Here is a 14141-nt window from a genome sequence, read left to right on the forward strand (position 1 = left end):
TCATCTGGCTTCGCCCAACTTTCGGCAGCGCGGAGTTGCATGATGACCATCGAAGTGAAGATGCTGGCCTGGTCCATCGTCCTTGGGTTGGCCTATGTGCTGATTGCCGCCTGTCTGGCCACACAGCAGCGTGGCCTGAAATGGAATGCCGGCAACCGCGGGGGTGACGCGAAACCGTTGACTGGCGTGGCGGCACGTGCCGACCGGGCCAGCAAGAATTTTCTGGAGACCTTTCCGTTCTTTGCCGCGGCCGTGCTGGCCATCGTGCTTGCCCATCGCAACACGGATCACACGGCGCTCGGTGCACAAATTTATTTCTGGGCGCGCGTTGTCTACTGGCCGGTCTACGCAGCGGCCGGGTTTTCGGACAAGGTCTCGCAGCCCTGACGCTTTCAATGTCGCGAATATCAGCATGCCACAGCGAACGGCTGTTCGAACGATGCCCTTGCGCAGTCCAGACATGAGGCGCGGTTCGTCCCACCCTGGCTGCCGTTGGTCACCTGGACGGTGCAATCCGTCACCTCTCGCTAGTATCCAGGGAGGGCAGTGAGGAAATTGATCACTGTCAGAACAGCTGGCGTGCGCGGGAGAGTTTTGTGAACAGACGGGACGTATTGAGGGCGGCGATAGCGGTGCCGTTTCTGCCGGCCATTTTTTCTGGCGGTTTGGCGTTTGCCGGGGTGGGCAGCACGGCCGGTTTGAAGTTGCGCTCACGCGTACGGCCGAGTGAACCGGGCTGGCCGTCAGCGGCCCAATGGGATGAATTGAAGCGCGCGACCGGCGGTCGGTTGCTGAAGCCGGTGTCGCCATTTGCCAGCTGTGCGTCCACGCCAGCGGATGCCTCGTGCAGTGAAGCGCTGAAGGAGATCAAGAATCCGTATTACATCGGCGATCAGCCCGCGCTGACCCAGACCAGCGGCTGGGCCGATGCATGGATATCCCAGCCCAGCGCGTATGCAGTGGCTGCCGAGAATACGGCCGATGTCGTGGCAGCAGTCAATTTCGCCCGTGAGCATCATCTGCGGCTGGTGGTGAAGGGTGGTGGCCATAGTTATCAGGGCACCTCCGAAGCGCCCGATTCGTTGTTGGTATGGATGCGGCACATGAGTTCTGTCACCTTGCACGATGCTTTTGTCGCGCAAGGAGGGGCGGGCAGACAGGCGTCGCAGCCGGCAGTGACGGTCGAAGCCGGCGCGATGTGGATCGATGCCTACGATGCGGTGACCACGCGTGGCGGTCGCTATGTGCAGGGCGGTGGTTGCACGACGGTGGGCGTGGCTGGTCTGGTGCAGAGCGGCGGTTTCGGCAGTTTCTCGAAAAACTTCGGCACCGCGGCGGCGGGGCTGATCGAGGCGGAGATCGTCACTGCCGATGGCAAGGTGCTCATCGCCAACGCCTATAAAAATGCCGATCTGTTCTGGGGTATCAAGGGCGGCGGTGGCGGCAGCCTGGGTGTGGTGACCCGGCTGACCTTGCGTACGCATGATTTACCGGACACGTTCGGCGCTGTATTCGGTGCGATCAAGGCATCCACCGACGATGCGTATCGCGCTTTGATCGCCAAGGCGATCAGCTTCTACGAGAGCAATCTGTTCAATCCGCACTGGGGCGAACAGATGGTGTTCAAGAAGGAGAACACGTTGCGCATCTCGATGGTATTTCAGGGCTTGCAGCAGACTGAAGCGGAGAAAATCTGGGCACCATTCACCGATTGGGTGAATGCGCGCAAGGAATACTCGTTCGCCAAGCCAATGAAGGTTCTGGCTTTGCCGGCGCGGCATTTCTGGGACGCGGAATTTTTTCGTCAGCACGCGCCCGGATTCATGGTAGCGGATGATCGGCCCGGTGCTCCGCGTGACCACGTGCTATGGGCGGGCGACCAAGGGCAGGTCGGCTGGTTTATCCATGGCTATGACTCGGCGTGGATGCCCGCCAGCTTGTTATCAAAGGACGCGCAACCACAACTTGTCGATGCCCTGTTTGCCGCCACCCGGCAGTGGGAGTTTGCGCTGCATTTCAACAAGGGGCTGGCTGGCGCGTCGGCCGAGGTGCTGAATGCGGCACGCGACACCGCCACTAACCCGGATGTGATCAGTGCGTTTGCGTTGGCGATCTGCGGTGCTGATGGTCCACCCGCATATACGGGGATGCCCGGTCCAGGGCCCGACCTTGCCGACGCGCGCCGCGAATCGGCTGGCGTCGTTAAAGCGATGGGCGAGTTACGCAAGGTTGCGCCGGATACCGGCTCGTATGTGTCGGAGAGTAATTACTTCGAACCGGCATGGCAGCGGGCATTCTGGGGGGCAAACTATCCGCGACTGGCCATGGTGAAACACAAGGTTGATCCGGCCGGGCTGTTCTTTGTTCACCACGGTGTTGGCAGCGAAGCGTGGAGTGCGGACGGCTTTAGCCGTTTGCGCTGATCGTTAATCTGTCGAAGTACTCGGGCCGCTGACTTGCAAGAGTCAGCGGCCTTTTCGTATTCGGCTTTATTGCATCCGGCCACTGACTGAGAGAGGATCGAACCATATCGATGGCCATCCGGTAATCAGCGCCACGGAATCAGTCATGGCGGAACCAGCGGTTCGGATCGTCGAGAGCGCCACAAGCACCTGAGATTGGTGCTGTCTCATTGAACGCCTATCTTCAGGGGCGGCAGCGTGGGATTGAGCCGCTCGCGGTTTCTGGTTTTCACCTCATCTGCAGAGGCTGGATTGCTATGCGCAGGTGGGCGCGAAGCCATGTGCATCGCAGGTCGCTGGTGCCAAACGTTGGCGCGCGTCGCGCTGATGCACCTGGCGCCGCTGTCCGATGTCGCAAGAGTCGACAACAAACCGGCCGCATCTTGCGCCGCGCTGTCCGCGACCACTTCCTGTTGAGATGCCGGGACGGCATGCCCTCTCACGTTTACTGTGAACGTACGCGATGGCGCGTATGAGCAGGATATCGTCGAGCACTAAAACCACTTTCATCCAAGCGCTGGCAACCTGGCGCGACCCAAGGTTTCCGGGATCATTTCTATCCGATCACCGGAGCAAGACCGACGCGGACCGTCCCCCGTCGTATTTCAGCAGTTGTCAACCAAATCACTGCTACCGCCAAGGAGATCCACAATGAGTATGCATTTCGAACGCACCGGCCCCCTGACCGAATTGACCAGTTACCCGCAGTGGGCGCAGGACATGGCCGCCGACTGCGCAAAGACCAAAGCACGTGTTCTCGATCACGAGATCTGGGAGATGATGATCAATCTCGAGCTCGATCACGAGTCCACCCGCAACTTCATGAAGGGCCTGTGGCCTTTCATCGAACGCTTTCCAAGTTACATGGCACTGAACTTGCTGAAGACCCGCTATGGCCGCAGCACCGGAGACAACATGGCTCGGCGCTGGCTGGTTCGCAATATCCGCGTCGAGCAAAACCACGCTGAGTACTGGATCAATTGGGCTGAAGGTGCGGGCGTATCGCGCGATGAGCTTCTCAATACCGATGCGCCACATGGTACCGATGGTTTACCGCGCTGGTGCGAGGAAGTGAGCTCGCGTGGAACGTTGGCGGCCGGCATGATCGCCACCAACTACGCGATCGAGGGCGTCACCGGTGAGTGGTCAGCCATGGTCTATAAGAGTACAAAGTACCAGGAGAGTTTTGATCCATCGATCCGCGTGGGCAGCTTGCGTTGGCTACATCTGCATGCCGACTACGATGACACCCATCCATGGGAGGCATTGGAGATTGTCTGTACCATTATGGGCATGCACCCTTCAGCTGATGATGTTGCACATCTGGCCGAGTGCATCAAGCGCAGTTACGTGAGCATGATTCTTCTGGGAGATCGTTGTATCCAGCGTCAATGGAGTCTCGGTATGGTGAACGATGCCGCTGCCTGATCGATGTGGAGAATGCAAAGTAGAATCAGTATCGTTGAGACTTAACTAACCCAATAGGCAATCGATGCGTTTCATCGGTGCGAGTCTTAAGCGGCCTCTCACAAAGCGGTTGATGCCGTTGGCCTATGCGCTTGCGGTTGTCATTGTGTTGATCATGGCGCTGACCTGGATTGTTTTGCAGGTCCAGATAACTCTCGCTGGTTTTCTCAACAGCGAGAGTCTTTGGTCCAAGGCGCAGAAGCAGGCGGTCATCGACCTCAGCAACTATGCGGTGAAGGGCGACGCGGCGTCACTTGCCAGTTTCAAGCACAACTACGGTGTTCTGGAGTCCGATCGATACGGCCGTGATGCGATTGCGTCCGGTCACTTTGACACGGCGGTTATCGAGGACGTGTTCCGGCGTGGCAGCATCATGCCAGCGGCACGGCCAGGCATGATTTTCATGCTGGAGCATTTTTCCAGCGCGCCGCATATCAACGAGGCGTTGAATGCGTGGCGTTCAACCGACGAGAAAATTGCCGAGCTGAATGTGGTGGCTGATGAGCTGCAGCATGCTTACGGCACGGGAGGCATGTCGGCTCAGGAAATCGAGCGTCAGCGCGAGCGTATCAATGCGCTCAATACATTCATCGAGCCACGTACCCAGCTTTTCTCGGTCGAAGTGGTCAACGGCGCGATCTGGCTGGGCAGGGTACTTTTCTGGGGGGTACTCACCGCATTCTTGCTGGCTGCGCTGCTATGGGTGCGCATGGCTCGTCGCATTCTGGACAGCATCCGGGGCAGCGAAGAACGTTACCGGTTGGTGTTCGATAGTGCCGCTGATGCGATCGTGATGATCGATGAAACCAGCGGAAAGATACTGGACGTCAATCATGCTGCAACGGTGTGGACCGGGCGCACATGGGATCAGCTGATTGGCGACAGGTTTGTTCATCTGTTTACGCAGCAGATTTCACGCAAGGAGGGCAGCCCTGCTATCAACGCGTTGCTCAACGCCGATGGCAGCAAGCGGCCTGTCGAAACGCAGAGTAGCCTGGTTGATTGGAGTGGCACCCCAGTGCGGCAGGCGATCATCCGCGACATCTCCGAGCGGGTGGCGATGGAACAGGAGCGCCGAGTCGCTGCCGAGGCGTTGGCCAGCATCGTCGAGGGAGTGATCATTGCCGATGCCGATCGACGCATCGTATCGACCAATGCGGCGCACACCGGTATCACCGGCTTCACCACGCGTGATCTGTTTGGCAAGCCGTTTGAAGACACTCGCAGGCTCCCCGATGGCACGCCGCTACCGTCGTCCATCTGGAAAAATATTGCGGCAGGCCATAACTGGCTCGGTGAAGTGCAGAGCATGCGGCGCGACGGCAGTACCTATCCCGAGCAGCTGAGCATCAGCGTGATCCGCGATACGGACAGTCACGTGGTGTATTACGTGGCGGTATTCACCAATATATTCACCAGCAAGGCCAATCAGCGCCGGTTGGAGCATCTGGCGCGGCATGATGCACTGACGGGTATGGTCAATCGGGCTGAGTTCGAGCGCCAGTGCTCGGAAGCCATCGTTGTTGCTGAGCACGAGCGCATGGCCGTTGCCGTGCTGTTCATCGATCTGGATGCGTTCAAGATCGTCAACGACAGTTATAGCCACGCTATCGGCGACAGGTTGCTGGTCAAGGTGGCCGAGCGTATCCGCCAGCAGCTGGCCGAGGGCGATATGGCGGGGCGTATCGGTGGTGACGAGTTCACCGTGCTTATCCATCGACTGAGCTTGCGCGAAGACGCCCGTCCGATGGTCAGCCGTCTGCTAGCCAGTCTGTCGGAACCGTTTGTCGTGGACGAATACGAAATCGTGCTCAGTGCCAGCATCGGTATCGCGGGTTATCCGCTTGATGGCGCTGATGCGACAGCGCTGCTCGCCAACGCCGATGCTGCCATGTACGCCGCGAAAACCCAGGAACGCAACGCGTTTCGCTTCTATTCGCCAATGATGCACGCGGACACGCGACGTCGTCTGCAACTGGCGAGCGAACTGCGGCAGGCGTTGGCGCGCGATGAGTTTCACCTTGTATACCAGCCCAGTGTGGAGCTGCGCACTGGGCGCATCGTTGCGGTCGAGGCTTTGCTGCGCTGGCAGCATCCCGAGCGTGGCGAGGTGATGCCGGGTGAGTTCATTCCTGTGGCGGAAAGCCTGGGTATGATTCGCCGCATCGACGAGTGGGTGCTGCAAGCGGCGTGCGCGCAAATACAGGCGTGGGACCTTGCTGGCTTGCCGGGTATCCGCGTGGCAGTGAATATTTCGGCGCGATGGTTTGGCCAGCCGGCTTTTGTTGAAGGTATCAGCCGCACCTTGCAGGCTCGTCAGATACCCGCACAACGCCTGCTGCTGGAAATAACCGAGAGTGCGATGCTGCGCCTGGGCGAAGATACCGAGCGCACGATGCAAATGCTGCATACGCTGGGCATCGATGTGGCGATCGACGATTTCGGTACCGGCTATTCCTCGATGTCCTACCTCAAGCTGCCGGCCGTGGCCTACCTGAAGATCGACCGTTCCTTCGTAGTAGGACTGCCGGACAATGGGGGCGATGCGGCCATTGCCGAAGCGATGATTGCGATGTCAAAAAGTCTGGGTCTGACGACAATTGCCGAAGGTATCGAGACCGAGGCGCAGCACGATTTTCTGGTGCGCGCGGGATGCGTCGAAGGACAGGGCTACCTGTATTCCTACCCGATCAGTCCGGACAAGATCGAGCGTCTGTTGCGCCCGAGCGCTTCGCAGGGAACGACCAAGTTGCGGCTGGTTCCGCCCAAGCGCACCTGAGTTGGTGCTGGGGCCTAGGCAGGGATAGCTTCCTTCGATGTTGCCTGCAGCGGCGCACAGTGGCGGTTGAGCCATTCGAGGTCGGCCTCTTCCAGCAGCGGACTCAATGCGGCGCGCACGCTGGCATGGTAGTCGTCGAGCCAGGCGCGCTCTTCGGGATTCAGCAACGAAATTTCCAGCGCGTTGCGGTCGAACGGGCACAGCGTGAGCGTTTCGAAGGCGTAGAACTCGCCGAACTCGGTCTGGTCCGCTTCGATCACCACGGCCAGATTCTCGTGGCGGATGCCATGTCGGCCGGGCTTGTACAGGCCCGGCTCGATCGAACTGATCATGCCTGGCTCAAGGGCCACCAGAGCGCTGCCGGATACCGGCGGCCGGATGCCGTGCGGACCCTCGTGTACGTTGAGAAAGTAGCCCACGCCATGGCCGGTGCCGTGGCCATAGTCCATGCCTGATGCCCATAGCGGTGCTCGCGCCAGCGCATCCAGTTGCGGGCCGCTCGCTCCCTTGGGAAAGCGTGCGCGGCTGAGCGCAATCATGCCTTTCATCACTAGCGTGGCGTCTCGCCGCTGCTCCTCCGTGGTGGGGCCAAGTGCCAGTACGCGGGTGATGTCGGTGGTACCGCCGAGGTATTGGCCGCCCGAATCGATCAGCAGCAGACCTTTCGCCTGCAGATCGCTGTGCTGCTCGGGCGTCGCCCGATAATGCGGCAGCGCGCCGTTGGCCTGATAGCCGGCAATCGTATCGAAGCTTTTGCCGACGTAGCCGGGCTGGATTGAGCGTTCCTCATAGAGAAGCGTATCGACGTCGAGTTCGGTCAGTGCCATGCCGGCCGCCAACCGCTGTTCCAGTCGACGAAAGGCGCAGACCAGTGCTGTGCCATCACGCCGCATCACTTCGCGTACGTGGTCCAGTTCCGCCGCACTCTTGCATGCCTTCATCGCGGTGCTGGGATTGGCCGCGTCGATGCGCTTTACCGCCGGCTTGATGGCTGCATCGATCGTGCTGACGACGCGGCCGCTATCCAGCAGCAGGCTGTCGCCGGCGCCCAGATCACTCAGCGCCGAAGTAACCGAGGCGTAGTCTGCGATCGCGATGCCATCGGCGGCCAGCGCGCCGACCAGCGCATCGCTGAGCTTGCCACGGGCGACAAACAGCGTGCCGCGTCCGCTGCTTTCGATCAGCAAATGGGCGAGGAACACGGGATTGCACTCGACATCGCTGCCGCGCAGATTGGTCAGCCAGGCGATATCGTCAAGGCTGGAAAGCAGGTGGTGCGTGGCGCCGAGCTTGCGCATTGCATCGCGCACGCGGGTCAGCTTTTCGGCGCATGGAATCACGGCGAAAGCAGCTTCGTGCGCGACTACGGGCGCCTGCGGCAGCGCGGGGCGATCGGGCCAGATCGCGCCAGGCAGGTCGAGGTCCGTACGCAGGGTGGCGCCGCCCTGGCTCAATCGTTTCTCGATTTGCCGCTGCGAGCCCGCCGCAATGCTGTCGCCGGCAATCGCCAGCACATCGCCTTCATGCAGATTTTTTTGCAACCAGACCAGATGCTCGGCGGCATGTGGCACCTGCAGCTTCATCAACGAGATGCCCGTGCCGGCCAGCTGTTGCTCGGCCTGCGAGAAATAGCGCGAGTCGGTCCACAGGCCGGCGTGGTCTGCGGTAACGATCAGGGTGCCAGCCGAGCCGGTGAAGCCGGACAGCCACGACCGTGCCTGCCAGTGTTCGGGCAGATATTCGGACAAATGCGGGTCGGCGCTGGGTACGAGCACGGCGGACACGCCATGTTGCTGCATAGCCGCGCGCAGGGCGACCAGCCGGACGCGGATCGAGTTGCGGTCTGTCGGGTTGCTGGCTGAATTGTTCATGCGGTCATGCTAGCAGGCGCTCTGCGGCTTTTTCACCCGCTGCGACGGCCGCGCAGATGAATTAAAACGGTCGATTATTAAATGCTCTCTCGCAGCGGGACGGTTCTGCCGCTAAAATGCCTATTTCCAGCACGGCTACTTTCCATGACCCCCCTGATTTTCGTCACCGGCGGTGTGGTGTCCTCGCTTGGCAAGGGCATTGCTGCGGCTTCACTGGCTTCGATTCTGGAAGCCCGTGGGCTTTCGGTCACCATGATGAAGCTCGATCCGTATATCAATGTGGATCCGGGCACGATGAGCCCCTTCCAACACGGCGAGGTCTACGTGACCGACGACGGCGCGGAGACCGACCTCGACCTTGGCCACTACGAGCGCTTCGTCAACACCCGTCTCGCCGGCAAGAACTCGATCACCACCGGCAAAATTTACGAATCGGTGATCCGCAAGGAGCGCCGTGGTGATTACCTCGGCGCCACAGTGCAGGTGATTCCGCACATCACTGACGAGATCAAGCACTGCATTCACGAAGCAACGCGTGGCTTTGACGTGGCGCTGGTGGAGATCGGCGGTACGGTCGGCGATATCGAATCGCTGCCTTTCCTCGAAGCCATTCGCCAGCTGCGCATTGAACATGGCCAGGAAAAAGTGGTGTTCATGCACCTCACCTTGGTGCCATATATCAAGGCTGCCGGTGAGATCAAGACCAAGCCGACCCAGCACTCGGTAAAGGAGCTGCGCTCGATCGGTATCCAGCCCGACATACTGCTTTGCCGCAGCGAACAGCCGCTGCCGGAAGGCGAGCGCCGTAAAATCGCCTTGTTCACCAACGTGCCGGAGCAGGCGGTGATCAGCGCAGTCGACGTGGATGTGATCTACAAGACGCCGCTGTGGCTGCATAGCCAGGGTCTGGACGATATCGTGGTGAAGCGTCTCGGCCTCAATGCCAAACCGGCGGATCTTTCCGCCTGGCAGCGTACCGTGGACGCGGTGGTGAATCCCAAGGATGAAGTCACCATCGCCATCTGCGGCAAATACGTCGAGCACAAGGACGCATACAAGTCGCTGGGCGAAGCGCTGCGCCACGGTGGCATCAAGCAGCAGACGCGGGTCAATCTGCAGTGGATCGATTCTGAGCAGATCGAGGCCGATGGTGCAGCCGCCGTTCTGGCAGGTGTCGATGCGATCCTGGTGCCCGGTGGATTCGGCAAGCGCGGCTTTGAAGGCAAGATTCTGGCCGCCCGCTATGCGCGCGAACATGGCGTGCCATATTTCGGCATTTGCTACGGCATGCACGCGGCGGTGATCGACTTTGCCCGCCACGTGGCGAATTTGCCGGAAGCGGACTCCAGCGAGAATGACCGCAATACACCGGATCCGGTGATCGCGCTGATCACCGAATGGACGACTGCCACGGGAGAAGTCGAGCAGCGCAGCGATCGCTCCGACCTGGGCGGCACCATGCGGCTGGGTTCGCAGGAGTGCCGCCTCAAGGCCGGCACGCTAGCGCGCGAGTTATACGGTCAGGATGTCGTCGCCGAGCGCCATCGCCATCGGTATGAGTTCAACAACCGCTATCGCCAGGCCTTCGAGGATCTCGGGCTGGTGATTTCCGGCAAGTCGATGGACGATCTGCTGGTGGAAATCGTTGAGCTGCCGCCGCAGCAACATCCGTGGTTCCTCGGTTGCCAGGCGCATCCCGAGTTCACTTCCACGCCACGCGATGGCCATCCGTTGTTCATCGGCTTTGTCCGCGCAGCGCGCGAGTACAAGGCGGTGCGTGACGGTCATCGACTGGCCCAGCAGGAGTCGATCGCATGAAGCTCTGTGGTTTTGAGATTGGACTGAACCAGCCTCTGTTCCTGATCGCTGGTCCTTGCGTGGTCGAGTCCGAACAGCTGCAGTTGGATGTTGCCGGCAAGTTGAAAGAGATCACCGGCAAGCTCGGCGTCAACTTCATTTTCAAGTCCAGCTTCGACAAGGCAAATCGTTCCTCCAGCGAAAGCTTTCGTGGACCTGGCCTGGAAGAAGGTCTGCGCATTCTCGGTGAGGTTCGCCGCCAGATCGGTGTTCCGGTGCTGACCGACGTGCACGAATACACGCCGATGGACGAGGTGGCTTCGGTCGTCGACGTGCTGCAGACGCCGGCCTTCCTGTGCCGGCAGACCGATTTCATCCAGAAGGTTGCGCGTGCCGGCAAGCCAGTGAACATAAAGAAAGGCCAGTTTCTCGCACCATGGGATATGAAGAACGTGGTGGCCAAGGCCAAGGCCGCTGGCAACGATGACATCATGGTGTGCGAGCGCGGCGCCAGCTTCGGTTATAACAACTTGGTCTCCGACATGCGCAGTTTGAGCGTGATGCGCGAGACCCACTGCCCGGTAATATTTGACGCCACCCATTCGGTGCAGCTGCCGGGTGGTCAAGGCACAAGCTCCGGTGGCCAACGTGAATTCGTGCCGGTGCTGGCGCGCGCGGCGGTGGCGGTAGGTATTGCTGGCCTGTTTGCCGAAACGCATCCCGATCCGAGCAAGGCGCTGAGCGACGGCCCGAACGCGTGGCCGCTGGACAAGATGGAAGCGCTGCTGGAAACGTTGATGGCGCTCGATGCGGTTACTAAGCGTCACGCGTTTCTCGAAGATTCGATATAAGCGCCCGGCAAGATCGTTCGCGCAAAACTCTCGTTAGCTACCTCTCACAGGAAACTCATGACTACCGAAATCACCCGTATTCACGCCCGTGAAATTCTCGATTCACGCGGCAATCCCACGCTGGAAGCCGAAGTCACCTTGAGCGACGGTAGCTTCGGCCGCGCGGCAGTGCCGAGCGGTGCATCGACTGGTTCGCGTGAGGCAGTGGAATTGCGCGACGGTGACAAGTCGCGTTACGGCGGCAAGGGTGTGAAGAACGCCGTGGGGAACGTCAATACGACAATCGCCGATGCGCTGAAGGGTTTCGATGCGGTCGATCAGAAAGGTCTCGATGCCAAGCTGATTGCGCTCGACGGTACGACGAACAAGGGCAAACTCGGCGCCAACGCGCTGCTCGGTGTTTCGATGGCAGCGGCGCATGCCGTGGCGGCTTCGCGTCATGAGCCGCTGTGGAAGTATCTGTCGAACGGTAAGCCCGGCGCCCTGCCGGTGCCGATGATGAACATCATCAACGGTGGTGAGCATGCCGACAACAATATCGACGTGCAGGAGTTCATGGTATTGCCGGTCGGCCTGCCTAATTTCGCCGAGGCACTGCGCGCCGGTGCGGAGATTTTCCATGCGCTGAAGAGCGTGTTGCATGGGCGCGGATTGAGCACCGCCGTCGGCGACGAGGGCGGTTTCGCACCCAACCTGCGATCGAACATCGAAGCACTCGATACGATTCTCGAAGCGATTGGCAAGACCGGTTACAAGGTCGGTAGCGAGATCCTGCTCGGGCTCGACGCGGCCAGCTCGGAGTTCTACAAGGACGGCAAGTACGATCTGGCGGGTGAAGGTAAAAAGTACACCTCCGAACAGTTCGTCGACTTGCTGGCCGGTTGGGCCAAGCAGTATCCGATCGTCACCATTGAGGACGGCATGGCCGAAGGCGACTGGGACGGCTGGAAGTTGCTGACCGATGCCATCGGTGATCGCATCCAGGTGGTCGGCGATGATCTGTTCGTCACCAATCCGGCGATCTTCCGCGAGGGTATCGAAAAGCACATCGCCAACTCGATCCTGATCAAGGTCAACCAGATCGGCACGCTGTCCGAGACACTGGAAGCGATTGCGATGGCCGATGCGGCCAGGTACTCGGCGGTGATTTCGCATCGCTCGGGCGAAACCGAGGACACCACGATTGCCGATATAGCCGTCGCGACGACGGCAACCCAGATCAAGACCGGTTCGCTGTGCCGCAGCGATCGCGTGGCGAAATACAACCAGTTGCTGCGGATCGAGGAGCAACTAGGCACCGCCGCGCGTTACGCCGGTCGCAATGCGTTCCCCAACCTCAGCAAGCTGCCGGGCTGAGCGGGGCGATTGACTGCCGATGCTGCGCTGGGTCGCCCTGATTCTGATCCTTGTCCTGGTCGGACTGCAGCTGAAGCTGTGGTCCGGTGCGGGCAGCATGCGCGACGTCGACAGCCTGCGCATCGCCGTGAAGAAACAGACCGATGAAAATGATCGGCTGCAGCAGCGCAATCAGGCGCTCGGTGCCGATGTGCTGGATCTCAAGCATGGTGACCAGGCAGTTGAGGCGCGTGCGCGTACCGAGCTGGGTCTGATCAAGCCGGGCGAAACGTTCTATCAGGTCGTCGAAACGCCAGCAGCAGCTACTACGGCATCGCCCGCGGCAGCATCATCGGCGGCGCAAGCCGGTCAACCGTGAGCACCCCGCCGCTCCCATCGCCGGTGTTCTGGTGCGTGGTGCCGGCAGCAGGCCGCGGCACTCGGGTTGGCGGAGACTGCCCCAAGCAATATCTGCCGCTGGCGGGGCGGGCGTTGATCATGCATACGCTGGATCGTCTCGCCGCACACCCACAGGTTGCCGGGTTGCTCGTGACGCTCAACGCATCGGATGTGCATTGGACCGACATCGATTCACTGCATGGCAAGCCGGTGCTTACCGCTGTGGGTGGGAATGAGCGAAGCGATTCGGTACTGGCTGGTCTGCATGCATTACCCGCCGTGGTGGGCGACGATGCGTTCGTGCTGGTCCATGACGCTGCCAGGCCTTGCGTGCGTAGCGCCGATATCAGCCGCTTGATCGATTGCGTCACGGTAGACGACGGTGGCCTACTCGGCGCGCCCCTGCGCGATACCTTGAAACGCGCGGATGCCGCGGCGCGCAGCATGGCCACCGAACCGCGCGATGAACGCTGGCGGGCCTTCACGCCACAGATGTTTCGACGCGGCGAGCTGACTTCGGCATTGCGCGACGTCACTGCGCGTGGCGTGAAAGTAAGCGATGAGGCCATGGCGATGGAGCTGGCTGGTTTCGCGCCACTGTTGGTCGAAGGTGCCGAGGACAATATCAAGGTCACCACCGCTGCGGATTTTGCGCTGGCCGAATTTCTGTTGGCGAGGACGGCATGATGCGTATCGGTAACGGCTTCGACGTGCATGCCTTCGGCGATGGCGATCATGTCACCCTGGGCGGCGTGCGCGTGCCGCACAGTCATGGCGTGGTCGCGCATTCGGATGGCGACGTGGTGATCCACGCGTTGTGCGATGCCATTTTCGGTGCGTTGGCCTTGGGTGATATCGGCACCCATTTTCCACCGTCCGACGAACGCTGGCGCAATGCCGATAGCCGCCAGTTTCTCCGCCATGCGGCGTTGCTGATGGAACAACATGGCTACGCGCTGGGCAACGCCGACATTACGGTGATTTGCGAAACGCCGAAGGTCGGGCCGCACGCGCAGGCGATGCGCGAATGTCTGGCCGCTGATCTGGATAGCGATCCTGGCCGCATCAGCGTCAAGGCCACCACCACCGAAAAGCTCGGCTTCACTGGTCGTGGCGAAGGCATCGCGGCACAGGCTGTTGTGCTACTTGAGCGGCTTTGAGCGCTCGTTGAACTATTGAA

General features: G+C 60.5%; 11 protein-coding genes. 10 read left to right on the plus strand and 1 reads right to left on the minus strand.

Features of this window, described 5'->3' with window-relative positions:
- Positions 1 to 42: 42 nt before the first annotated feature.
- The 4 genes from HDE80_RS06485 (at position 43) to HDE80_RS06500 (ending at position 6708) form a co-directional block, all read left to right on the plus strand.
- Positions 43 to 387 (plus strand): MAPEG family protein, encoded by a 345-nt coding sequence (locus tag HDE80_RS06485; protein ID WP_184669046.1) that lies wholly within the window; start codon positions 43 to 45, stop codon positions 385 to 387.
- Between the two features lie 209 nt (positions 388 to 596).
- Positions 597 to 2423, plus strand: a complete 1827-nt coding sequence (locus tag HDE80_RS06490; RefSeq protein WP_184669047.1) for an FAD-binding oxidoreductase — start codon at positions 597 to 599, stop codon at positions 2421 to 2423.
- Between the two features lie 690 nt (positions 2424 to 3113).
- Entirely contained in the window at positions 3114 to 3890 is a 777-nt protein-coding gene (locus HDE80_RS06495; protein ID WP_184669048.1) for an iron-containing redox enzyme family protein, read from the plus strand.
- 112 nt (positions 3891 to 4002) lie between these two features.
- Positions 4003 to 6708, plus strand: a complete 2706-nt coding sequence (locus HDE80_RS06500; RefSeq protein WP_184669049.1) for an EAL domain-containing protein — start codon at positions 4003 to 4005, stop codon at positions 6706 to 6708.
- Positions 6709 to 6722: 14 nt separating this feature from the next.
- Here the strand turns inward: HDE80_RS06500 and HDE80_RS06505 are convergent, their stop codons facing one another.
- Positions 6723 to 8579 (minus strand): aminopeptidase P family protein, encoded by a 1857-nt coding sequence (locus tag HDE80_RS06505; protein ID WP_184669050.1) that lies wholly within the window; start codon positions 8577 to 8579, stop codon positions 6723 to 6725.
- A gap of 144 nt (positions 8580 to 8723) precedes the next feature.
- On the opposite strand from HDE80_RS06505, the gene HDE80_RS06510 reads away from it, so the two are divergent.
- From HDE80_RS06510 to ispF, 6 genes are read left to right on the plus strand one after another with little or no spacing between them, the layout of a single operon-like run.
- Positions 8724 to 10397, plus strand: a complete 1674-nt coding sequence (locus tag HDE80_RS06510; RefSeq protein WP_184602462.1) for a CTP synthase — start codon at positions 8724 to 8726, stop codon at positions 10395 to 10397.
- Positions 10394 to 11227, plus strand: a complete 834-nt coding sequence (gene kdsA / locus HDE80_RS06515) for a 3-deoxy-8-phosphooctulonate synthase (protein ID WP_184669051.1) — start codon at positions 10394 to 10396, stop codon at positions 11225 to 11227. Before HDE80_RS06510 ends, kdsA begins: the two co-directional genes overlap by 4 nt.
- 57 nt (positions 11228 to 11284) lie before the next feature.
- On the plus strand, positions 11285 to 12583 hold the full coding sequence (gene eno / locus HDE80_RS06520; RefSeq protein ID WP_184669052.1) for a phosphopyruvate hydratase: 1299 nt from the start codon (positions 11285 to 11287) through the stop codon (positions 12581 to 12583).
- Between the two features lie 13 nt (positions 12584 to 12596).
- Positions 12597 to 12941: a cell division protein FtsB gene (ftsB, locus tag HDE80_RS06525; RefSeq protein WP_184669899.1), complete on the plus strand. Its 345-nt coding sequence runs from the start codon at positions 12597 to 12599 to the stop codon at positions 12939 to 12941.
- A complete protein-coding gene (ispD, locus tag HDE80_RS06530; RefSeq protein ID WP_345776420.1) occupies positions 12938 to 13648 on the plus strand; it encodes a 2-C-methyl-D-erythritol 4-phosphate cytidylyltransferase in 711 nt (236 codons plus the stop codon). The genes ftsB and ispD overlap by 4 nt, the downstream gene beginning before the upstream one ends.
- A complete protein-coding gene (gene ispF, locus HDE80_RS06535; RefSeq protein ID WP_304625751.1) occupies positions 13648 to 14121 on the plus strand; it encodes a 2-C-methyl-D-erythritol 2,4-cyclodiphosphate synthase in 474 nt (157 codons plus the stop codon). Before ispD ends, ispF begins: the two co-directional genes overlap by 1 nt.
- Positions 14122 to 14141: the final 20 nt, after the last annotated feature.

The sequence above is a fragment of the Rhodanobacter sp. A1T4 genome (assembly GCF_014207185.1).
Classification (GTDB): domain Bacteria; phylum Pseudomonadota; class Gammaproteobacteria; order Xanthomonadales; family Rhodanobacteraceae; genus Rhodanobacter.